The organism is Rhodococcus sp. ARC_M6, from assembly GCF_022810305.1.
GTDB lineage: Bacteria > Actinomycetota > Actinomycetes > Mycobacteriales > Mycobacteriaceae > Rhodococcus_F.
Map to the genome: position 1 here is coordinate 551,706 of NZ_JALGQH010000001.1, position 22,171 is coordinate 573,876.

The window sequence follows — 22,171 nt, forward strand, 5'->3', positions numbered from 1 at the left end:
GGCGGTCTGGATGCTTCCACCAATACCTGCGGAGCCGCTAGCTCCCAGGTTGATGAACGCAGAGACAGCTCCGAAGATGCCGTCAACTATTTTCTGCACAAAAACAAGCGGGGGAAGCAGTGACTGTGAATCGATGCTCGTAACAGCGTCGATAAGGCTGGCGGTATCCACTATATTTCTCGTTCCATGAGGTTGTTGAAAATATTATTCAGGGTTCGGCGCCCAGTCGAAGTCAATCGACTGTACGGAACCGAAAGAGATGAGGGCTGCAACTAACTGCTGTACGAAGGGTTCCTTGAGGTAAGGGACCATTGATCCTAAATCCATCATTTACTCCTGTCGTTGGACGATGTTCTGAAAGAGCTCAGGGTTGCGATGAATTGGTTTCGATTGATCCGGCTAGCGAGCCTGTGATGCCAGCAACACCAGGCTCAAGCGATCCCCAAAATACATTGTCCAGTAAGCCTGTGAACAGTGCAGCTGTTGCCTGAAGGAACATTACGCTCATACAGATTTCCACCCTTTCGGTAGATCTTGGAAAACCTATTTGGACATATGTCCAATATCGGCCGATGTATTCCACATGGAGCAGTTCTGGTCGGAACATAGAATCGCAGCGATCGTGCCGCTGAGATTTTCCATTGCCTCTCAAGGTCTTATGTGGCGTGACGAGATGAGGTTAGCTCAAGCAGGTCTGCTTTGACTAGAGAATTGTGAAAGAAACTGAAACTGGTTCTATTTCCGCAGGTCAAGCGTCCAAAGTCGCATTTTGTGACCACTTTATGAAAATCTTGCGGAAGGCTAACTAGTTCAGTAAATGGGTATTGGTGAATTGCCTATTTCAGCTGGACTAATGTCCAGGTGTTAGTACTTTAGGTGGAGTGTTACTAGTACTTTTGGTGGAACAATGGTGGAAAATCTGCCAAAGCCGCGCGATATCGACGGTGTGCCGATATCGTCCCGGGCCTTCCGGGATTGTTCAGGCGTTTCGCAGTTTCAGTTGGAGCATCAGGATCAGCCGAGTGTCGGCGTCCGTCAGATCGACTCCGCACATGTCTTTGCACCGGCGCAGACGGTTGCGCAGGGTGTTGGGGTGAACATGCAGTGCGGCCGAAGAGTTTGCGACATCCCCGCCCATGTCGAGGAAGGTTCGAGCGGTGGCAACGAGCTCGCTCCCGTGTTGACGGTCGTGCCTGTCCAAAGCGCCCAGTGGGGTTGATTCGCCCAGTCCGTCGAAGATGTCAGCCACATGTAGCGCAAGCACCGATGCCAGGGTGTCTTTCATTCCGGCAACAACGCCACCGGACTTGCCGTGGCGCAGCGCCCCCAGAACGTGATCGGCATCGGAGCGTGACAGGTGCGATTCACTCGCCGATTTCACCGTACGGCCCACTGCGACTGCCAGAATTGCACGCTCGCGGGCCCGGCCCAGAAAGTCCTCGAGTAGTCGGCGCGTGTTTGCTTCGTCTGCAGCAACAACGAGGTAGGTCGAGTCGATCAACTGCGCGATTACGGCGTCGACGGCCAGGGTGTCGAGATACAGTCCCAGGGACGCAACCACACCGCTCGGCATCGAACCTGAGACAGTGCCGACGGCAACGACAGTCAGGGGCCCCATCAGGCGTAAATCCTCAGCTGCTCGAAATGCTTGCTCACCGCCTCCGATCAGCGCCTTTACTCGTTCGGTTTGGCGACGCCGGGTGCTGTTGATTCGGTCGCGTTCGGATGCAATGTGCTCGGCAACCACAGGCACTGCTGCCCGCAATGTCGATTCCTGCGTCGGCGTCGGTGGGCCGCCAAGTGCCACCCAGATGGAGCCGACGGCAATGTTGTTGTCCCGCACAGCGATAACGAGCCGGGGAGTGATCACCGGGTCGGCGAGGTCGACGTAGATGGTGTCCGTCTCGCGATGGAGCCTGTCGAAAACTCCGGCATTGGAGAGCAATTCACGAATCCTGCTCGGAACTTGCCGGCCGAGGATCGTTCCGATCCGGGCTTCGTCCACAGCCTGCTCGCCGCCCGAGTAAGCAAGAACTGTCGAGTTCTCGTCCTCGATCGTGACCGGAGCCCCGAGCAATTCCGCCAGTGAACCCGCAACAGAGAAGAGGTCGTCGTCGCGCAGTTCCATGACGGTGAGCCTACTGAGCCGTTACCGCCAGTGTGTTCCGATGCCCGGCGATAGGTTGATTGCGACTATAGGCTGGTGCGATGGCCGACATCGAAGGCGTTCTATTCGACATCGACGGGGTCCTGCTCACATCCTGGCAACCGATCGAGGGAGCAGGCGCTGCAGTTCGCGATGTCCGCGAGCGGGGGCTGGCCTGCGGATTTCTCACCAACACCACGTCGCGCAGCTCGGAGTTGATCGCGCGAGGCCTGTGCGACGCCGGAATTGCCGTGGAGCCTGATCAGATCGTCACTGCCGCCAGGCTCACCGCGGAGTACGTGCGCACCACGTATCCGGGGGCAAAGGCGTGGCTGCTCAGCAACGGCGACGTATCGAGTGATCTCGAGGGGATCGAACTCGTCGACAAGAATCCGGATGTTGTCATCCTCGGTGGCGCCGGCCCCGAATTCACCCACGAGGCACTGAGTCGTGTCCTCGAGTATCTGCTCGACGGTGTGCCCGTCGTCGCGATGCACCGCGGGATGATGTGGGAGACCGCCACGGGCCTGCGCGTCGACACCGGAACCTACTTGCCAGGCTTGGAGGAAGTCGCCGGCGTCAATATCGCCGCCGTCGGCAAGCCGTCGCTGACGGGGTTTCTCGCGGCAACCGAATTGATGGACGTGGACCCCGAGGCAACGGTCATGGTGGGCGACGATCTGATCGGTGATGTCCTCTCGTCTCAGCGCGTCGGGTTGATCGGAGTTCTGGTGCGTACCGGCAAGTTTCGGCAGGCAGTGCTCGAATTGGCGACGCAACAGCCGGACTACGTCATCGACTCCGTAGCGGATCTTCCAGCGCTGTTGGAAACCTTGCTCAAGTCGTGACCTTCCAAGCGTGACGGGGTTCGTCAGAGCGGGTACTGTCGCGCCCGAATCCATGAACGTGTTCTAAGAAGGAGTTTTCTATGCCCTTGATCTCGTCAGTCTGGTCCCGCCGCTCGTTTTCGCGAGGTAACGGAAGTGCCAGTAATCGGTTGGGGGGCCGCCTGGCGCGAACAGGGGCTGTATTGACTGTAGGAATGGGCTTGGCTGCCGGGCTGGCACTGACCGGAGCGGGAGCAGCATCCGCCGCTCCCGTCACCTGTGCTTCGCCGCCGGCAACAAATGACATTCAGGTTTCCGAGACCGCGAGCTGCGGCGCGCAGTCCGTCGGCGCGGGACGCTCGCAGGCCGGTGCCATGGAAAGTGGAACGGCCGTCAGCGTCTCGACTGACAACGGCTACTCCAACAGCTACGCCAACGGCTTCGGTACGGCACTCGGTGCTTCACGCGGCAACGGTCAGGCGCACGCCTACGCACTCGGTGGCGGCATCGCCCGCGCCGGTGCAGCCGACGGAAACGTCACGCTCGCCATCGCTGGCTGGGGCGCCGGCGCGACATCCGATGCCAACGGAGTCAACTGCATGGGCACCCTTTCTTTTGCAGTGAACTTCACCAACGGACAGTTCTGCATCGCAGGCTGAGTTCCTTTACCTTGCACTCGGCACGTTCGAGTGCTAAAAATGCAGTTGGCACTCACGAGGTGTGAGTGCCAGGTCGAGGCAGTGAGATCGGGAACCATCGACACCCCCGGTCGTCCGTCGCGGGCACTGACTCAGACCACAGGCTAGATGGGTGACCAGGCAAAATTCGGTCGCCCTGTGCCGATGAGGTGACCCGACGAGCGGTCACCTTGTGTGTCACCCCCTATCCGGAGGATCACTTCGCAATGGCAAAGATCATCGCGTTCGACGAAGAGGCACGTCGCGGCCTCGAGCGAGGCCTCAATGCCCTCGCCGACGCTGTCAAGGTGACGTTGGGCCCCAAGGGTCGCAACGTTGTTCTCGAAAAGAAGTGGGGCGCCCCCACGATCACCAACGATGGTGTTTCCATCGCCAAGGAGATCGAGCTCGACGACCCGTACGAGAAGATCGGTGCCGAGCTCGTCAAGGAGGTCGCCAAGAAGACTGACGACGTCGCTGGCGACGGCACCACCACCGCTACCGTTCTCGCTCAGGCACTGGTCCGCGAAGGCCTGCGTAACGTCGCAGCCGGCGCGAACCCGCTCGGCCTCAAGCGCGGCATCGAGAAGGCTGTCGAGGCTGTCACAGCTCGCCTGCTCGAGACCGCCAAGGAGATCGACACCAAGGAGCAGATCGCTGCTACCGCTGGCATCTCCGCTGGCGACCCGTCCATCGGCGAGCTCATCGCCGAGGCAATGGACAAGGTCGGCAAGGAAGGCGTCATCACGGTCGAGGAGTCCAACACCTTCGGCCTGCAGCTCGAGCTCACCGAGGGCATGCGCTTCGACAAGGGCTACATCTCGGCGTACTTCGCCACCGATGCAGAGCGCCAGGAAGCCGTCCTCGAAGACGTCTACATCCTGCTCGTCAGCTCCAAGATCTCCACGGTCAAGGACCTGCTGCCCCTGCTGGAGAAGGTCATCCAGTCCGGCAAGCCGCTCCTGATCATCGCCGAGGACGTTGAGGGCGAAGCTCTCTCCACCCTCGTCGTCAACAAGATCCGTGGCACCTTCAAGTCTGTTGCCGTCAAGGCTCCCGGCTTCGGTGACCGTCGTAAGGCTCAGCTCGCCGACATCGCCATCCTCACGGGTGGAGAGGTCATCAGCGAAGAGGTCGGACTCTCCTTGGAGACCGCAGGCCTCGAGCTCCTCGGCCAGGCACGCAAGGTTGTCATCACCAAGGACGAGACCACCATCGTCGAAGGTGCCGGCGACGCCGACGCCATCGCAGGTCGCGTCAACCAGATCCGCGCTGAGATCGAGAACAGCGACTCGGATTACGACCGCGAGAAGCTGCAGGAACGTCTGGCCAAGCTGGCCGGCGGCGTTGCAGTCATCAAGGCCGGCGCAGCTACCGAGGTTGAGCTCAAGGAGCGCAAGCACCGCATCGAAGATGCAGTGCGCAACGCTAAGGCAGCTGTCGAAGAGGGCATCGTCGCCGGTGGCGGCGTAGCACTCATCCAGGCAGCTCCCGCCCTGGACGCTCTCAAGCTCGAAGGTGACGAGGCAACCGGCGCGAACATCGTTCGCGTTGCACTGTCCGCACCGCTCAAGCAGATCGCATTCAACGCTGGCCTCGAGCCCGGCGTTGTTGCAGACAAGGTCGCTAACCTGCCCGCAGGTCACGGCCTCAACGCTGCGACCAACGAGTACGAAGACCTGCTCGCTGCAGGCATCAACGACCCGGTCAAGGTCACCCGCTCGGCACTGCAGAACGCAGCGTCCATCGCGGCTCTGTTCCTGACGACCGAAGCTGTTGTCGCTGACAAGCCGGAGAAGTCTGCTCCCGCAGGCGATCCCACCGGCGGCATGGGCGGCATGGACTTCTGAGTCCATCCCCTTAGCTCCACTGAGCCGGCCCACTCCTTCGGGAGTGGGCCGGCTTTCTTTATGGGCGCGTGTGGGTATTTTCGTCCACTAGTTGGTGGTGTGTGCGGGTTCCCGTGCGTCGGCGGGTGTTGTGTGCGGTTAGGCGCGGTTGTGGTGGCGTCTGCGTGGGCGCGGTGATCGTGGGCGCGTGTGGGTATTTTCGTCCACTAGTTGGTGGTGTGTGCGGGTTCCCGTGCGTCGGCGGGAGTTGTGTGCGTTTAGGCGCGGTTGTGGCGGCGTCTGCGCACCACAGTGATGATTTCGTCGGCCACTGCGTCGAGATGCGCCATCGCAGTCGCCGCGGAGTATCGCAGCACTAGCCATCCGTCTAGCACCAGTGCGTTCTGTCGCCGCCGATCGTTATTGAATACCTCAGGCTCGCTGTGGAATTCGCGACCGTCGATCTCCACGATCACGCGAGCCTTCTTGTCTACCAGGTCGCCGAAGTACGGGCCCACCCGAGCATTGATCTCCAAGTGGAAATTGCGCGAGGTCAATGCGCGGGCAACGATACGTTCCGGCTCGGAGTGCGTAAGCGGGCAACAGGTGCGAAGTTGTTCCCGCACAGCGGTTATCCCGTGTCTACCGGGGCTCTCGTCGCATAGCCGCGCAACCGTCTTCCACGGCACCCGTTTTGCAATCGCCCGGTCGAAGAACGCTTCGAGTTCAGATCGCGGCAGAGTGGTCGCCACGTCGATGAAGCATTGTTCAATGGGCACCACGGGTAATCCGTCGCACAGATCGTGGGACGCCAAATTCCTCCGATAGAGCCGCACCCAATCTGAGCCGTCTGCTCGGGACGTCGGAGGCACGGTGGCTTCGACGAGTTTCGGGTCCTCGTCGAGCAGGCCCCACAGCGATGCGGCACTGCTGTGGCTGAGTACAGCATCCGGCTTCCACAGCGTGACTGCTGCGCAGCGGTCGAGGTAGGTGGGTTTTGCAGTTGAGTACACGGACGGCAGGATTCGGTGGAGCTTTCCCGATTGCAGGGCGCGGCTGATGGAGCTGCGCCCGACGCCTTGTGCCAGCAACTGTTTCCTGGTGACGAGGCCCATGCAAGAACTCTTGCGGTTGGACGTCCGGAGCGCAGTCGTCGAAACTTTCCTGTGGATAAATGACGTACTTGTGGATGGTTGTGGGCGGGGAGGATGACAAATGAGCCATTATTTTCCGGGCATTTGGGTGCATGACCAGCAAAAATAGAACAGGTTGCAAACTAGTCCTAATGCAGTAGGTCGAAAGCTCACCAACGCGGGCAAAATTGCGTTAGCGTGATGCCGGACATCGCCACGGAGGGCGGCTGGTTCGGCGGAAATCTGAATGTAAGAAACACTGGATTCCTTTATGTACTACCAGATTTCGCGCCTTGTGAGATGTCACAGGCAGGCTTGTGCGGATGTGTGATGAATTGACTCATGATCTACCGAAGGGGAAAAAATCAGCGTGATTAATTCGGTTCTGGTTACAGCGGCAGCAGTTTTATCCGGGATGTTCGACAACTTCTGGACAGGGTCAGATCTCCCCTGGGGTCAATAGAAGTACTTGGGTTTCCCGAAATTCATTGACAGCAGGGCGGTTCGACTGATCGATGCAACGGCTATCTCGTCAAACACGTGCGCTGGAGTCATCCAGCCCGGTGTTTGACGAGTTTGGTCGTTGCGCTGAGCCACTGGTATTGACGTCTCGTACCTTCACCACGAATATGGCTGCGGCACTTCATGGTTGCACGCAACGATCTGCGCCGGCTGTGGCGGTGCTGCGGTGCGGCACGAGCAAAAGTAATGTGCTCGTTGAGTACCCGAGCTGAAGGTAGGAATGCAATGGCTGTCCGAAGCCTGAACCATGCGGTGTTGTTCGTTTCCGACGTCGAGGGGAGTGCGGCGTTCTACTGCGACGTATTGGGGTTCGAGCGGCTACCGGTCAGCTTTCCCGGCGGAGCATTCCTGCGGGGAGCGAATTCGGCGAATGACCACGACTTGGGGCTTTTCCAGGCGAGAGCGCCGCGTGCACGCGACGGTGCCGTAGGCCTGTATCACCTGGCGTGGGAGGTGGAGACCTTGGGCGAACTCGCGCTCTGCCGTGATCGGATGCTGGCATCGAACGCCCTCACCGGAGCGTCCAATCATGCTGCCACAAAGGCCCTTTACGGCCGGGACCCCGACGGAATCGAATTCGAAGTCACGTGGCTCGTGCCGGATGGTCAACTCGACGGTGAACTCACCCCGGGCGTCGCGTACACACGGCCGCTGGACATTGCGGCCGAGATCGAGCGCTACGGCGCTTCGACGCCGGGTGGACCGCGTACTGATCGCGCAATTTACGCGCAGCTCATGGCTCGCGTTGCCGAGCAGAACGACTAGCAATTACGAAGCTTCGGAACGATCCTGGGATCGCAGATCGTTGGCGACGCAGGTGTCCCAGATATCGCGGGCTGCGATTCTGACAGTCGAGACGAGTTTGTTCATCTTCATGTCGTCGATCGGCCCGCAGACCGAGATAGCAGACCGGTTTCCGTAGAGATGATCACGTGGTCCGATAGATGTTGCTATGCAAGCGATTCCGAGGACAGATTCTTCGCGGTCCGTCGCGAAGCCGCGTTCGCGGATGCGTTCGAACTCTTGGTGAAGGTGGTCCTGCGAGTCGATGCTGTACTGAGTCGATTTGCGGAGCGGCGTGGGTATGGAACCGCGAACCTTGTCTTCGTCGAGGTTGGCAAGAATCACCTTGCCGACGGCGGTGAGGTGCGCGGGCATTCGGGAACCGACTCGGCTGGGCAGTGTCAGCGGTATGCGCCCCGGGACGCGGCCTAAATAGAGTGTGTCCCCACTATTTACCGCGGCGAGATGCACAGTCAGGCCAGTCGAGCGAGCTAGTTGGTTCAGGACAGGTACGGCGCCGAGGCGCAATCGGTTCTGGTTGAGCGCCCACTGGCCGAGTTCATACGACTTGCTGCCAAGTTCGTATCGATGATCAAGCCGGGTGAGCCAGCGTTTTGCGAGGAGTTGTTCGAGTAGGCGGTGCGCTGTTGAACGAGGGATGCCTGTTCGTTGCGTTACCTGCGACAGCGTGAGGGGCCCGGTGCCTTCGAATGTTTCGAGGATGGCCGAAATTCGATCCACTACCGATACCGGATCGTCCACCTTGCGAGTGGTTCTCACGAATGAACTCCTGACCTTGCCGTAATTCTGTGATCACGGTCACGATACTGGCGCTGGAATGGGGTTAGCAAACGGCTAGCCCGCTCAGCGGGACCTACGGCCGGCGGCATAGATAGCCTCAGCATTGCTGTTGGTTGCATTCATGTCCAGTATAGGGTGATTTCTGTCGAAAAGTCGCGAGAAGTGGACCAGTTCACGCATGTCTGGAAGATTGCCAACATTGCTGAGTTGGTGATCGGCGGTCACGTTTGCGGTTGCGCGCATCTCGACTCCAGATGGCCGGCTGTGCCTCCCGCGTGTAGGCGCGCTGCAGTGACAGGGAATCGTCGGCGCCAATTCGGTTCGAGATCGGGGAGTGAATGAGTCGTCATGAATCTCCTCAGAACACAAAATGCCGGACTTCGGGTCGCTAGAATCCGGACCAACTTCCACAGTCAGGAATAGGGGCGCACATGATTTTTCGGAGCTCAGGGGTATCTCAACTAGGCCCCCGCGACGCAGAGTTTATCTACAACGAGTCCGACGGGCATCTCAGCCATATGGTCTGCGCCTACTTCTTCGACACCACGGGTCATCCGCTCGCGGACATGACGCACGCCGACGCAGTGCGGTGGATTACGGAACGATTCGGCTACTGGCCCTTGTTTACGAGTCGAGTGCAGCGAGTTCCCCTGGATTTGGACTATCCGTATTGGGTGCCGGCACCAGAGTTCAACGTCGACGAGCATGTTCGGGTACACAAGGCGTCGGGGCCGGGGTGGGCTCCAGTTCGAGCGCTCCTGGGTAAGTCGTTGAGTTCGCCGATGGATTTGACGCGGCCTCCCTGGGAGTTGGAGGTCATGACCGGGATTCACGGCATCGACGACCTGCCGGGCGACCTGACGTTGATCATGTTGAAGACGCATCACAGTGCCGGCGACGGTCTGGAGATTCGGAACCTCACCAATCGATTGTTCTCCGGGCCGGCAAAGCCCAAGGAATCCGCCCGAGAGTCAGGACTTCCACTCGTAGAGATGCTGGGGCGCACTGCTTTCGGAATGCCCGGGCAACTGATTCGATTCGGAAAGGGGCTCTCGGCCACGAAGGTTGCGGCCGAGGAGATCGCCCGCGCCGAGGAATCCGGCGAGTTGGTGAAGTATGTCGCAGATCGTCCGCCGACGCGCTTCAACCATGTGTTGGAGGGGGATCTGGCTCTCGAATTTGTCACGCTTGACGGCGCAGACATCAAGGCGATCAGAGCGGCAGTGCCGGGTGTGACGGTAAACGATATCTTCCTGACGGTGGTGGCCGGAGCGCTCGACAAGTATCTCGAGGAGAAGGGCGAGCGGCCGGAACGTCCACTGGCAGCGATGGTTCCGCGCTCGATGCGGCAGATTGCCGAGTGGGAATCCGCGAACCAGCTCGCACTCTTGACTGTGGATCTGCATTCCGACGTAGCCGATCCGGTGGAGAAGCTCACGCGCATCAGGGATTCCGCGCTGGTGGCGAAGGCGCGTAGTTCCAACCTGGCGGTGCGGAAATTCAGCACCCGGATCGAATCGTCACCCGCGGCATTGCTTCGCTTGACCGGGTTGGCACGGCGTCTCAACAAGATGAATACGGACCGCGACGTCACGCAACACACCACGATCAGCAATGTTCCGGTGACCATCGACGGAAATGTCTTCGAAGGTGCTCCGGCGGTTGCCGTTCTCGGTGGACAAGCACCTGTCGACGGAGATGTTCTGCGCCACTTCTTGATTGCCGCGGCAGGCGGCGCGTTGACGCTCAATGTCATCGTGGCGCGGGGAGCGATGCCTGATCCGGAGCACTACGTGGTGCTGCTGCGCGAGAGTTTCGACGCGTTATTAGCTGCAGTCGAAGGCGATATTCGCATCCCTGCGCAATAGTCTCTTGCCCAAGTTCGGTAGGCAGTCTCCATGACGGCCTACCGGGCTGAGCGTGCCCGTGGAGAGTCTGCGCTGGGGCAGGTCAATGTTTATCTGGACAATTGTTCAATTTGTTTATATGGACCATTGTCCAGTTTATGTCGGTCGAAAATTGAACCGACAACGTAAGTCGGACTTAGAGATTCACGAGAATCGCTAATTCAATTTTTTTGTCCGTTTTGCTGACGAATTGCAATGGAGCGGCTTAGAGTGGCGGACAACACATCACGTGTTGACCGCAGGAGACGTCGCGACAGACGCCTTCCCGGCGGGGGAATCTTCTATGTAGGGAGTTCAGACATGGGTTCAATGATGGATATCCTGGCAGTAAACAATGGCCAGGGCGTGATGGATCTCATCGCAATGCTGTTGGGGGTGGACAACTTGGGAGCGAACCTCTTCGGTTCGTTGAGTGATGCAGCCGGTGGGATCTTCGGATCGTTCGATTCCATCAGCTTCAGTCCCGAAGTTATTACTCCCGCTCCCTGATTCTTCGGCTCTGAACTGCTTTGAGAGCACCTGGACAACAAACCAACTTCGAAGGAGAGCGTCATGATTGAAGGTTCCATTATGGATGCTGCAGGATCTGCCGGCACGATCATCGGTACCGGCATGGGTAGTCTGACCGCGCTCGGAGTCAAGGGTCTCACCGCCCTCGCTGCACTGAGCGGTGGAGAACTCAAGGCCGCTAAGTAAGGGCTATATACTTTCCGTTTCGGGGCCATACGTATGACGCATGGCCCCGAAATGCTGTTATCGATCGAATCGATTGTTTTATTTGATAGCCGAATTGTCACTGAAATAGGCAATGTTTAGTACTAAAGTACTAGTCCAATGGCATCAACATCCAAGCCGCAAGATAAACCAAAGCCGCAGTTCCGCCGGTGCAAACAGTCGCGATAACGGTGAGAATGCGAACAAGATTGGCGTCGAGGTTGAAGTACTCTGCAAATCCACCGCAAACGCCGGCGATTTTCTTGTTCTCGGCGGATCGGGTGAATGGTCGTGGTGTGTGGTTTTCGAATGTCATATGTCCATTCTCATGTCTGCTGGTCATACACACCATCGGGAATTTCCCTGATCTTTCCCTGATCTTCGAGCCGCTCGGACGCGCCTGTTCACCGCAGCGTCACCGAATGGTTGCTGTCGGAGGCTAACCTGTCACGAGTGACCGACATTGCAGAACGACGTCCCTTCCTGAGTGCCTTCGCGGATCTCACAACCGCTGTGGATCTGACCGATACGACGGGCTTCACCGTCGACGACAGTGACGACGACGATCCCGTATTGCTCACTGCGCCGGAAGGTTTCGAGGTTGACACCTGGCGTGAGGGATATCCGTACAACTCGCGGATGCCTCGCGACGAGTACGAGCAGGTCAAGCGGCTTCTGCAGATCGAACTGCTGAAGCTCCAGAATTGGTCGAAAGAGACCGGTGCCCGTCACGCGATAGTGTTCGAGGGCCGCGACGCTGCCGGCAAGGGCGGCACCATCAAGCGGTTCATGGAACACCTCAATCCGCGTGGTGCTCGCGTCGTCGCGCTGGAAAAGCCGTCGGCGCGCGAGTCGACGCAGTGGTATTTCCAACGCTATGTGCAGCATCTTCCGGCGGCCGGCGAGCTCGTGATGTTCGATCGCTCCTGGTACAACCGGGCCGGGGTGGAGCGCGTGATGGGCTTCTGTACCGACGAAGAACACGATCGTTTCTTGCGGCAGGTTCCGCTGTTCGAGCAGATGCTTGTCGACGACGGCATCAGCCTCATCAAGTTCTGGTTCTCCGTGTCAGCTCTGGAGCAGCGGACGCGTTTCGCGATTCGCCAGGTGGATCCGGTGCGGCAGTGGAAGCTCTCGCCGATGGATATTGCCTCCCTGGACAAGTGGGATGCGTACACCGCGGCGAAGGAAGAGATGATCGGGTTCACCGATACGGCGGCCGCACCGTGGACCGTCATCAAGAGCAACGACAAGAAGCGCGCTCGGATCAACGCGATGCGACATGTGCTGAGCCAGTTCGACTACGACAACAAGGACCACGAGATTGTGGGCACCCCCGACCCTCTGATCGTCGGCAGCCTCGAATAACCGGATGGGCTGACCTGCGACGCTCGGGTGGATAGTGTGAGAGGCATGGAGACCGTGCCGATCCAGCTGCCCGACGGAACCCTGACTCCGATCCGGCTGTTCCCCGGGCCGAAGGACGACGCCCCCGTTGTTGTGATGTTTCCGGGTCTCGGTGTACCGGCGGGGTTTTACGATCCGGTGGCGGAGGCCCTGGTGGCCGCAGGCTTCAATGCCGCTAGCGGGGAGCTGCGCGGCCAAGGCGACAGCCGGCCACGTCCCAGTGCGTCGAGCACCTTCGGGTATCAGGACGTGGTGTCGGTCGATTTCCCGGCGACGTTTGAGGTTGTGCGCGAAAGATTCCCGGCCAGCACACCGTTCCTGCTCGGCCACAGTATGGGTGGGCAGTTGGGCGTGATGTACGCGTCGAGGATTCGGGGCCACCTCGGTGGAGTGATCCTGGTGGCTTCCGGTTCGCCCTACCACCGAGGCTTCCCGGGAATCCGGGCTCCGGGGCTGTATCTGGGTTCGTCGGCGATGTCGATGACGGCCAACATCGCCGGCTTCTGGCCCGGTGATCGCCTGAATGTGGGCGGCTTCGGACGGCAATCGAAGGTACTGATCACGGATTGGGCCAGGTTTGCTCGCACCGGCAAGATCGAACCCGTGGGCGCCGATATCGACTACGAGGAGCGGATCGCGCGGCTGAGCGTGCCGGTCTTGTCCCTGACAATCGGCGACGACGATCTTGCTCCGCGCCGATCCGCAAAGAACCTGGTGGACAAGCTCACCGGATCACAAGTGACGATGGCGCACATCGACGAACCACTCGGTCACAACGGCTGGATCCGGAAACCCAAGGCTGTGACCGAGCGCGTCGTCACCTGGCTGCGTGACCGCTGAGCTTCTGCCACAAGAATTCGTAGGTCAGCGCACTCTTGTAGGCCAGCTGCGCATTGTCGGCGGCGCCGCCGTGCCCACCCTCGATGTTCTCGAAGTACAGAACCGGCTTGCCCAGTTCCTCCAACCGCGCCGCCATCTTGCGAGCATGCGCGGGATGCACGCGGTCGTCGCGAGTAGACGTTGCGATCAGAATCGGCGGGTACGACGCGTCGGCATCGATGTTTTGGTACGGCGAGTACTCCGAGATGAAGGACCACTCGTCCGCGTTGTCGGGGTCGCCGTACTCCGCCATCCAGGATGCGCCGGCCAGGAGGAGATGGAACCGTCGCATATCCAGCAGCGGAACCTGACAGACGATGGCGCCGAACAACTCTGGGTACTTCGTGAGCATGATGCCCATCAACAATCCGCCGTTACTGCCACCCTGAGCGGCCAACAACTCCGGTGTGGTGATTTTGCGCTCGACCAGATCACACGCGACAGCCGCGAAGTCTTCGTGAACCTTGTGACGGCCGGCCTTCACAACCTGTGTATGCCAACCTGGCCCGTACTCGCCGCCGCCACGAATATTGGCGACGACGTACGTACCGCCGCGCGTGAGCCACGCTCGTCCGATGGAACCGCTGTACGACGGCGTCATCGAAACTTCGAATCCGCCGTAGCCGTACAGAAGCGTCGGGCCGGGTTGGGTGCCTTCGGTTCGGACCACGAAGTAGGGGATCTGGGTTCCGTCGACGGAAGTGGCAAAAAACTGTTGTGTCACAATGCTTTCGGCGTCGAAGAATGCCGGGGCAGATTTGACGACGCCAGGCTCGGATTCGCCGATAACTCCGTGCAGAAGTGTTGCGGGAGAGGTGTATCCGCTGGAATTGAGGAAGTATTCGTTGCTGACATCGGGATCGGTATCAAGGATCTCGATTGTAGTGAGCTCGGGTAGACCGTTGAACGGTGCACTGTCCCAACGGTCTTCGCTGGGCGTGAGAATGCGCAGAGTGGTTCGCACATCGGTCAGGATGACCAGAATCAGATGATCCCGGGTCCAACTGTATTGGTCGAGTGAAGAATGCTCGTCGGGTTCGAAGACGACCGTCAGGTCGCGGGAACCGGCGAGGTAATCGTCGTATCGAGCGGCCAGCAGGGTGCCCGTCGCGTACTCGGTACCCTCGACGGTCCAGGGTGACTTGGTGCGAATCAGCAACCACTCGCGATGAATCGAGATTCCCGCGTCTTCGGGCGTATCGATCAGAACCAACTCGCCGTCCGTTGTGAATTGGAACCGTCGCGAATTGTAGAAATCGACTGAGCGAGTGACGAAGTCGCGCTCGAAGCCCGGCGTCGGATCATGGGAAGCAGAGATTGCGACGTCGGTGCTCTCGCCCTCGTAGATCGTCTCGGCGCTGGAAAGGGGAGTGCCGCGCTTCCACCTCATCGCCAGGCGCGGGTAACCCGAATCGGTGAGCGAACCTTCGCCGGTATCCGTTCCGACATAGACGGTATCGATGTCGATCCAGTCGATATCGGTCTTGGCTTCAGGAAGGTAGAAGCCGGAGTCCACGCCGTCCGGCGCCAGGAATTCACGCCGCTCGATATCGAATTCGCGAACCACAGCAGCATCCGCTCCGCCGCGGGACAGGCTGATCAGTGCGCGGTTCCGAAGGGGGCGAAGCAACTGTGTGCCCTTCCAGACCCAGTTCTCGCCCTCGGCCTCGGCCAACGCGTCGAGATCGACGAGCACGTCCCACTCGGGGCTCTCGCTTTGATACTGCTCGAGGGTTGTGCGTCGCCACAGTCCACGAATATTGATGCCGTCTCGCCAGAAGTTGTACAGGTACTCGCCGCGTCGTCGGACGTACGGGATGCGCGCGTCGGTATCGAGGACCTCGCGGATATCCGACTGCATCCCCTCGAAGCGCACGCCGGAGGCGAGTTCTGCTTCGGTGACGGCGTTGTGCGCCCGCACCCAATCGAGAGCGGCCTCGCCCGTGACATCTTCGAGCCACAGGTACGGATCGTTATCGGAAGTCATGGGTTCATTCTTACTGCTACCCGCTGACAGCATTCGACCCCGCTCCCGAGAAGCTGGGGGAGCGGGGTCGAATTGTTGAACTCAGATGTCGAGCGAACGCGCGAGCATCGGCCAGGAGTTGTTGAGATCGTCCTGCCAGTAGCCCCACGAGTGGGTGCCGGTGGGCTTGAAGTCGAACGTCGCCGGGATATTCAGTGCGTTGAGGCGGTACGCGAGGTTGTGCGTGCAGTAGTTGACTGCAGCCTCGATGATGCCGCCGACGATAACCTGGTTCGCCACATTGGCAATCTCGCCCTTCATCGCGGGATTCGCGAGGGTGTCATGTGGGCCGGGCAGACCGGATCCGGTGGAGACGTACAGCTCGGTGCCGCGAAGCTTCTCGGCGTTGACAACCGGGTCGTTGTCGATCCAGCCTTGGCCGTCGAGCGGGCCCCACATGTTGGCGATGTCTGCGCCGCCCCTGGCGCCGGTAACGAGCTGAATAGCGCCCTGGCCGACGGGAGTGCTGGTCTCGGCGCAACCGCTGTACGCGCCGACAGCCTTGTAGAAGCCGGGCTTTGCGATGGCGAGGTTCAGAACCGACGTGGCGGTCATGGAGATCGCGGAGATCGACTGGACGCCGTTGGTGTTGAATTCCTTGTCGATGACGGGCGGGAGTTCCTCAGTGAGGAACGTCTGCCACTTCTGGCGACCGAGTTCGGGATCGTCGTTCACCCAGTCGGTGTAGTAGCTGAAGGCACCTTCGAGTGGGGTGACGACATTGACGTTCTTGTCCCGGAAGAAGTTCATGACGTCCGCGTTGCGCTGCCACGTCGCAGAGTCCTCGCCGCCGCCCGCTCCGTTGAGGAGGTAGAGGGTGGGGCGCTGCTCGCTGGTATCTGCGGGGGTGATGACCTCGAGCGGGATGTCGCGGCCCATGGACGGGGAGAACACCTTGATGGTGGTCTTGCGTCCGGCGGTGGTCTTGCTCGAGAGCTTGGAAGCCGTTGCGTTGACCTTGGCCACTGCCGCGGTGGCAGTTGTATTTCCGCTCGCTGCTGTATCTCCACCGGCGGAGGACACGGCCGGACTGATCAGCATTGGCAATACGGAAACGGCTGCTATCGCGGCGACCACCCGGCCGCGCTTGAATGTACGAGCGCCCATACTCTCTGAAACCTCCACTACTTGTGCCCCGAAAGACGTTCGGGATCGATGTCTTCGGTCAGTAAAGCAGAAACATCATGGTCAGGTGGGCTTTTTGACTGTTCCGGTGCTCAGCACTACAGCATTCGGCCCCGCTCCCGAGAAGCTGTGGGAGCGGGGCCGAATGGTCAAACCGGTTTCTCTAGTTCTTGACGCTCATGGAGTTGGCAATCATCGGCCAGGAGTTGTGGAGATCGTCCTGCCAGTAGCCCCACGAGTGGGTGCCGGTGGGCTTGAAGTCGAACGTCGCCGGGATGTTCAGGTCCTTGAGGCGGTACGCGAGGTTGTGCGTGCAGTAGTTGACTGCAGCCTCGATGACGCCGCCGACGATGACCTGGTTGGCCAAGGTGCCGACCTGACCGTTGATTGCCGGGTTGGCGAGGGTGTCATGCGGGCCGGGCAGGCCGGATCCGGTGGAGACGTACAGCTCGGTGCCGCGCAGCTTCTCGGCGTTGACAACCGGGTCGTTGGCAATCCAGCCCGGGCCGCCGACGGGGCCCCACATGTTGGTGACGTCTGCATCGCCGCGCATGCCGACAACCAGTTCGATGGAAGCCTGGCCGACCGGAGTGCTGGTCTCGGCGCAACCGCTGTACGCGCCGACGCTCTTGTAGAAGCCGGGCTTTGCGATGGCGAGGTTCAGAACCGACGTGGCGGTCATGGAGATCGCGGAGATCGACTGGACGCCGTTGGTGTTGAACGTGTCATTGATGACGGGCGGGAGTTCCTCGTTGAGGAACGTCTGCCACTTCTGAACACCGAGAGCCGGATCGGCCTTTTCCCAGTCGGTGTAGTAGCTGAAGGCACCCTGGATCGGGGTGACGACGTTGACGTTCTTGTCCTGGAAGAAGTTCATGATGTCGGTGTTGCGCTGCCAGGTCGCGCGATCTTCGCCGCCGCCCGCTCCGTTGAGGAGGTAGAGCGTGGGGTACTGCTGGGTGGTATCTGCGGGCGTGAGGACCTCGACCGGAATATCGCGGCCCATGGACGGGGAGAACACCTTGATGGTGGTCTTGCCACCGGCGGTGGTCTTGCTCGTGAGCTTGGAACCCGTGGTGTTGACCTTGGCTGCCGCCGCCGTGGCTGTCGCTGCGTCGGTTGCTCCGCTGTCAGCAGAGGACATAGCCGGGCTGATCAGCATCGGCAGTACGGACACTGCTGCTATCGCGGCGACCAAACGGCCACGCTTGAATGTACGAGCACGCATACGCTCAGAACCCTCCACCTAAATTGCCCCTACAGATCCGCCCCGGGGTGGAACGGTCTTTCTTCGGCACTGCATTCTTCGACACTGCTCTGTACGAGTTGCAAATTCCGACGCATAGAGAGCGTGTAAGTCTTGATCTTTCTACAGGATCAGCGCGCTATTTGCTAGTGAACCAAGGATTTGCTGAACGAATGACCAGTCTCGGTCGAAGGTAGATGTTTACGGATATGATTATTGGGTGAACCGGACATATCCAATCTGGGAACAGCACTGCTGCCTGCCGTTGCAGTCCAATGCCTCCATAGCGGACCTATTGCGGTACAAGCGGCCCGAAGGCAGTTACGTTTCGGTCAACGTTGGTTACGCGCCGCAGTCTCGGGCCGATTCGACAGCGTTAGTCAAGAGCTTCGCCTGGCAGGCCCGCGTCGAATATCCTGAAATCACCCCGGTTCAGACAATCGGCGAAGTTGTCGAGATTCAACAGTCGGGTGGAATCGCCTTGGGGTTCGACCTCGAAGATTCCAATCCGCTGGACGGAGATCCCGACAACATCGCGTACTTCTACGACCTCGGCGTGCGGTCCATGTTGCCGACGTATAACCACGTCAACGCTGCGGGTTGTGGGTGCCTCGACGCCGACGACACCGGTTTGACCGCCTATGGACGCGACCTCGTGGCCGAGATGAATCGCGTCGGAATGATGGTGGACGGATCGCACTGCTCGGTGCAAACCGGACTGGATCTGGCGACAGCTACCGAGCGGCCGATGATCTATAGCCATTCCAACCTCCGCAGATTGTGGGACCACCCTCGCAACATCACCGACGACCAGGCCAAGGCCTGCGCCGGCACCGGTGGAGTTATCGGGATCAACGGCGTCGGCATCTTCCTCGGTGTCAACGGACCGACCGACACACAGGCTCGTCTCGAGGCGATGGCAGACCACATCGAGGAAGCCGTCAACCTCGTCGGCGTCGATCACGTCGGAATCGGCTCGGACTATTCCTTCGACGCCGAAGATTTTCTCGAGGAGATCGACCACCATGCGTCGTCGTTCTCGGACATGTACACAAAGTGGGGTCCGCTGCAGTGGGTACCGCCGGAAGACACTCTCACCTTGGACGTCGTCCTGCGTCGGCGCGGCTTCGACGAACCGGCCATCGAGGCCCTATACGGCGGAAACTTCGCCCGAGTTGCCGCGCAAGTCTGGTCTACCGACGAGTAATGCGACCATCCGGGGACAAGGAAACAACGCAGGACTACCCTGACTAACCGTGACCTCACACTATGACGTCGTTGTCCTTGGAGCCGGCCCCGGTGGGTACGTCGCTGCTATCCGCGCGGCACAACTGGGCCTGAGCACCGCCATCATCGAGCAGAAGTACTGGGGCGGTGTATGCCTGAATGTCGGCTGCATCCCGTCCAAGGCGCTTCTCCGTAACGCCGAACTCGCGCACATCTTCACAAAAGAAGCGAAGACGTTCGGCATGTCCGGAGACGTGTCCTTCGATTTCGGCTCCGCCTTCGACCGCAGCCGCAAGGTCGCGGACGGGCGAGTCAAGGGCATTCACTTCCTGATGAAGAAGAACAAGATCCCTGAGTACGACGGTAAGGGAACCTTCGTCAACGCCAACACCATCAACGTGGAACTCAGCAAGGGAGGCACCGAGACGATCACATTCGACAATGCGATCATCGCCACCGGTTCCTACACCAAGCTGCTGCCGGGCACCTCGCTGAGCGAGAACGTCGTGACCTACGAAGAGCAGATCATGACGCGGGAACTCCCCGGGTCCATCCTCATCGTCGGAGCCGGCGCCATCGGCATGGAGTTCGGCTACGTCCTCAAGAACTACGGCGTCGACGTGACGATCGTGGAATTCCTCGACCGCGCGCTGCCCAACGAAGATGCAGACATCTCCAAGGAAATCGCCAAGCAGTACAAGAAACTCGGCGTCACCGTCAAGACCGGTGCCGGCGTCCAGTCCATCAGTGACGACGGCAGCAAGGTCACCGTCACGATCAAGGACAACAAGTCCGGCAACATCGAAACCGTTGTCGTGGACAAGGTTCTGCAGTCCGTCGGCTTCGCACCTCGCGTCGAGGGCTTCGGTCTCGAGAACACCGGTGTTGCACTCACCGACCGCGGCGCGATCGCGATCGACGATTACATGCGCACCAACGTTCCCAACATCTTCGCCATCGGTGACGTCACCGCCAAGCTACAGCTGGCACACGTCGCCGAAGCACAGGCAGTGGTTGCAGCCGAGACCATCGGCGGCGCCGAGACTCAGACGCTCGGCGATTACCGCATGATGCCGCGCGCCACCTTCTGCCAGCCGCAGGTTGCATCCTTCGGTCTGACCGAAGAGCAGGCTATCGCCGAGGGCTACGACATCAAGGTCGCGAACTTCCCGTTCGCTGCCAACGGCAAGGCCCACGGCCTGGGCGACCCGACGGGCTTCGTCAAGCTGATCGCCGACAAGACGCACGGCGAACTGCTCGGCGGCCACCTCATCGGACCCGATGTTTCGGAACTGCTGCCCGAGCTGACCTTGGCCCAGAAGTGGGACCTCACGGTCAACGAGTTGGCACGCAACGTCCACACGCACCCCACGCTCAGTGAGGCGCTGCAGGAAGCGATCCACGGCCTCGCGGGCCACATGATCAACTTCTGATCTTTTCCGGGCAAGCCCCGTTCGTCTTTCCGATCAGGAAAGACGAACGGGGCTTTTTCCGTTCCTGCCCAGTTTTCGGTCGGGGCTCACTGACGTCGGGCGTCGTACTCTGTCTGGGACGCAACGATTTTCGGTACCTGGGATTCGAGTAATTCGATCAGTGCTGTGATCTTCTCGGCGACGTCGGCGCCGAGTTCGGTCAAGCTGTATTCCACTTTGGGTGGGATGGTTTCAAGCACCTCACGGTGCACGAGGCCGTCCCGCTCGAGTGTTTGCAGGGTCTGTGAGAGCATGCGCTCGCTGACGCCGTCGACGCGGCGACGCAGTGCGCTGAACCGGTACGGGCCTTCGTTCAATGCTGCGAGCGCAAGTGCTCCCCAGCGTCCGGTGGCGTTCTGCAGGGCCATCCGCGAGTTGCAACCACGAGCGAAGACGTCGGATTCGAGGGTGGGGTCCACATTGGGATCAGCTGTTTCGGCAGCACTGTGCGGGGTATCGGTGCTGGTCATGGATTCAGGTTACTACTGCACCAAGCAACAGTGCTATCTGTTCATGTTGCACTTACGAAAAATTAGTGCATGATGGTTGTAAGAACTTTACGCTTCAACCTAAATTGGGAGATCGCATGAGCATCGCAGTCACCGGCGCAACGGGAAACCTCGGACAACTTGTCGTCGAGGCACTGATCGGGCGGGGGACACGCTCGTCGGACGTCGTGGCCGTGGTTCGTAATCCGGAGAAGGCTGCCGATCTCGCGGCCCGCGGAATTGTGGTCCGGCAGGCGGACTACTCCGACGCCGCGGCATTGGAAGCAGCTTTGATCGGCGTCGACAAGCTGATTCTGATCTCGGGCAGCGAAGTGGGTTCACGGCTTACACAGCACACCAACATCATTGACGCAGCCAAGGCTGCAGGCGTCGGATTCATTGCGTATACCAGCATTCTGGGTGCACAGGACACTCCGATGAAGTTGGCCGCCGAGCACAAGGCAACGGAGGATGTTCTTGCCAAGAGCGGCGTTTCCTTCGCACTCCTACGCAACGGTTGGTACTGGGAAAACTTCACCAATGACCTGACCGGTGTCGTCGAACGCGGCGCACTGGTCGGAGCGGGAGCGGACGGAAAGATCGCTGCTTCTGCGCGTGCGGACTATGCCGACGCTGCCGCAGTAGTAGTCACCACCGACGGACATGACGGCGCGGTCTACGAACTGGGCGGCGACGAAAGGCTCACATACACCGAATTGGCTGCGAAGATCAGTGAATTCGCGGGCAAGCCCATCGAGTATCAGTTTGTCTCGGAGGACGTCTATCGGGGAATTCTGGAAAGTGTCGGATTGCCTGCTCCCGTTGCACAGATTCTTGCCGATTCCGATGCGGCAATTGCCAAGGGCGCGTTGGATACCGAATCCGGTGACCTACAGAAGTTGATCGGCCGCAGCAGCACGCCGGTGATCGAGGTCTTGCGTCAGGCATAAATTCGACCGCTC

At 59.9% G+C, this 22,171-nt stretch carries 20 protein-coding genes; 12 read left to right on the forward strand and 8 right to left on the reverse strand.

Annotated elements, in window-relative coordinates; genetic code table 11:
* Nucleotides 1-979: 979 nt before the first annotated feature.
* Nucleotides 980-2,128: a CdaR family transcriptional regulator gene (locus tag MTX36_RS02485; protein WP_243618158.1), complete on the reverse strand. Its 1,149-nt coding sequence runs from the start codon at nucleotides 2,126-2,128 to the stop codon at nucleotides 980-982.
* A gap of 80 nt (nucleotides 2,129-2,208) precedes the next feature.
* On the opposite strand from MTX36_RS02485, the gene MTX36_RS02490 reads away from it, so the two are divergent.
* The 3 genes from MTX36_RS02490 to groL all read left to right on the forward strand — a co-directional run bounded on the left by MTX36_RS02490 (nucleotide 2,209) and on the right by groL (nucleotide 5,500).
* Nucleotides 2,209-2,994: an HAD-IIA family hydrolase gene (locus tag MTX36_RS02490; RefSeq protein WP_243618159.1), complete on the forward strand. Its 786-nt coding sequence runs from the start codon at nucleotides 2,209-2,211 to the stop codon at nucleotides 2,992-2,994.
* Nucleotides 2,995-3,074: 80 nt separating this feature from the next.
* The gene (locus MTX36_RS02495) at nucleotides 3,075-3,632 is read left to right on the forward strand and encodes a DUF6764 family protein (protein ID WP_243618160.1); all 558 of its coding nucleotides are present in this window, start codon (nucleotides 3,075-3,077) and stop codon (nucleotides 3,630-3,632) included.
* A gap of 245 nt (nucleotides 3,633-3,877) precedes the next feature.
* A complete protein-coding gene (groL, locus tag MTX36_RS02500) occupies nucleotides 3,878-5,500 on the forward strand; it encodes a chaperonin GroEL (protein WP_094274835.1) in 1,623 nt (540 codons plus the stop codon).
* A 257-nt stretch (nucleotides 5,501-5,757) separates the two neighbouring features.
* Here groL and MTX36_RS02505 read toward each other — a convergent pair whose 3' ends face one another.
* The gene (locus MTX36_RS02505; protein WP_243618161.1) at nucleotides 5,758-6,594 is read right to left on the reverse strand and encodes a type IV toxin-antitoxin system AbiEi family antitoxin domain-containing protein; all 837 of its coding nucleotides are present in this window, start codon (nucleotides 6,592-6,594) and stop codon (nucleotides 5,758-5,760) included.
* A gap of 765 nt (nucleotides 6,595-7,359) precedes the next feature.
* Here MTX36_RS02505 and MTX36_RS02510 point away from each other — a divergent pair.
* Complete coding sequence (locus MTX36_RS02510; RefSeq protein ID WP_243618162.1) at nucleotides 7,360-7,899, forward strand: VOC family protein; 540 nt, start codon at nucleotides 7,360-7,362, stop codon at nucleotides 7,897-7,899.
* 3 nt (nucleotides 7,900-7,902) lie between these two features.
* On the opposite strand, the gene MTX36_RS02515 is transcribed toward MTX36_RS02510, so the two are convergent.
* On the reverse strand, nucleotides 7,903-8,697 hold the full coding sequence (locus tag MTX36_RS02515; RefSeq protein WP_243618163.1) for an IclR family transcriptional regulator: 795 nt from the start codon (nucleotides 8,695-8,697) through the stop codon (nucleotides 7,903-7,905).
* Between the two features lie 452 nt (nucleotides 8,698-9,149).
* On the opposite strand from MTX36_RS02515, the gene MTX36_RS02520 reads away from it, so the two are divergent.
* The 3 genes from MTX36_RS02520 to MTX36_RS02530 all read left to right on the forward strand — a co-directional run bounded on the left by MTX36_RS02520 (nucleotide 9,150) and on the right by MTX36_RS02530 (nucleotide 11,321).
* Nucleotides 9,150-10,586 (forward strand): wax ester/triacylglycerol synthase domain-containing protein, encoded by a 1,437-nt coding sequence (locus tag MTX36_RS02520; protein ID WP_243618164.1) that lies wholly within the window; start codon nucleotides 9,150-9,152, stop codon nucleotides 10,584-10,586.
* A gap of 339 nt (nucleotides 10,587-10,925) precedes the next feature.
* Complete coding sequence (locus tag MTX36_RS02525) at nucleotides 10,926-11,114, forward strand: hypothetical protein (RefSeq protein ID WP_094271649.1); 189 nt, start codon at nucleotides 10,926-10,928, stop codon at nucleotides 11,112-11,114.
* 63 nt (nucleotides 11,115-11,177) lie between these two features.
* Nucleotides 11,178-11,321 carry a hypothetical protein gene (locus tag MTX36_RS02530; protein ID WP_243618165.1) on the forward strand — a complete coding sequence of 48 codons (144 nt, stop codon included), beginning with the start codon at nucleotides 11,178-11,180 and terminating at the stop codon, nucleotides 11,319-11,321.
* Between the two features lie 130 nt (nucleotides 11,322-11,451).
* Here MTX36_RS02530 and MTX36_RS02535 read toward each other — a convergent pair whose 3' ends face one another.
* Nucleotides 11,452-11,655 (reverse strand): PspC domain-containing protein, encoded by a 204-nt coding sequence (locus MTX36_RS02535; protein WP_243618166.1) that lies wholly within the window; start codon nucleotides 11,653-11,655, stop codon nucleotides 11,452-11,454.
* A gap of 137 nt (nucleotides 11,656-11,792) precedes the next feature.
* Here MTX36_RS02535 and ppk2 point away from each other — a divergent pair, with 137 nt between their 5' ends.
* Together ppk2 and MTX36_RS02545 are read left to right on the forward strand one after the other, a co-directional pair.
* The gene (gene ppk2, locus MTX36_RS02540; protein ID WP_243618167.1) at nucleotides 11,793-12,707 is read left to right on the forward strand and encodes a polyphosphate kinase 2; all 915 of its coding nucleotides are present in this window, start codon (nucleotides 11,793-11,795) and stop codon (nucleotides 12,705-12,707) included.
* Nucleotides 12,708-12,752: 45 nt separating this feature from the next.
* Nucleotides 12,753-13,586 (forward strand): alpha/beta fold hydrolase, encoded by an 834-nt coding sequence (locus MTX36_RS02545; protein WP_243618168.1) that lies wholly within the window; start codon nucleotides 12,753-12,755, stop codon nucleotides 13,584-13,586.
* Here the strand turns inward: MTX36_RS02545 and MTX36_RS02550 are convergent.
* The 3 genes from MTX36_RS02550 to MTX36_RS02560 form a co-directional block, all read right to left on the reverse strand.
* On the reverse strand, nucleotides 13,564-15,612 hold the full coding sequence (locus MTX36_RS02550) for a prolyl oligopeptidase family protein (RefSeq protein WP_243618169.1): 2,049 nt from the start codon (nucleotides 15,610-15,612) through the stop codon (nucleotides 13,564-13,566). The two genes, MTX36_RS02545 and MTX36_RS02550, sit on opposite strands and share 23 nt — an antisense overlap.
* 81 nt (nucleotides 15,613-15,693) lie before the next feature.
* Nucleotides 15,694-16,758 (reverse strand): alpha/beta hydrolase family protein, encoded by a 1,065-nt coding sequence (locus MTX36_RS02555; RefSeq protein WP_243618170.1) that lies wholly within the window; start codon nucleotides 16,756-16,758, stop codon nucleotides 15,694-15,696.
* Nucleotides 16,759-16,939: 181 nt separating this feature from the next.
* Nucleotides 16,940-18,004 (reverse strand): alpha/beta hydrolase family protein, encoded by a 1,065-nt coding sequence (locus MTX36_RS02560; protein WP_243618171.1) that lies wholly within the window; start codon nucleotides 18,002-18,004, stop codon nucleotides 16,940-16,942.
* A gap of 238 nt (nucleotides 18,005-18,242) precedes the next feature.
* On the opposite strand from MTX36_RS02560, the gene MTX36_RS02565 reads away from it, so the two are divergent.
* Together MTX36_RS02565 and lpdA are read left to right on the forward strand one after the other, a co-directional pair.
* Nucleotides 18,243-19,229 (forward strand): dipeptidase, encoded by a 987-nt coding sequence (locus MTX36_RS02565; protein ID WP_243618172.1) that lies wholly within the window; start codon nucleotides 18,243-18,245, stop codon nucleotides 19,227-19,229.
* Nucleotides 19,230-19,278: 49 nt separating this feature from the next.
* Complete coding sequence (lpdA, locus tag MTX36_RS02570) at nucleotides 19,279-20,682, forward strand: dihydrolipoyl dehydrogenase (RefSeq protein WP_243618173.1); 1,404 nt, start codon at nucleotides 19,279-19,281, stop codon at nucleotides 20,680-20,682.
* An 86-nt stretch (nucleotides 20,683-20,768) separates the two neighbouring features.
* Here the strand turns inward: lpdA and MTX36_RS02575 are convergent, their stop codons facing one another.
* Nucleotides 20,769-21,191, reverse strand: coding sequence for a helix-turn-helix domain-containing protein (locus tag MTX36_RS02575; RefSeq protein ID WP_243618174.1), 423 nt, complete (start codon nucleotides 21,189-21,191; stop codon nucleotides 20,769-20,771).
* A gap of 116 nt (nucleotides 21,192-21,307) precedes the next feature.
* Between MTX36_RS02575 and MTX36_RS02580 the strand changes: the two genes are divergently transcribed.
* On the forward strand, nucleotides 21,308-22,159 hold the full coding sequence (locus MTX36_RS02580) for an SDR family oxidoreductase (protein ID WP_243618175.1): 852 nt from the start codon (nucleotides 21,308-21,310) through the stop codon (nucleotides 22,157-22,159).
* Nucleotides 22,160-22,171: the final 12 nt, after the last annotated feature.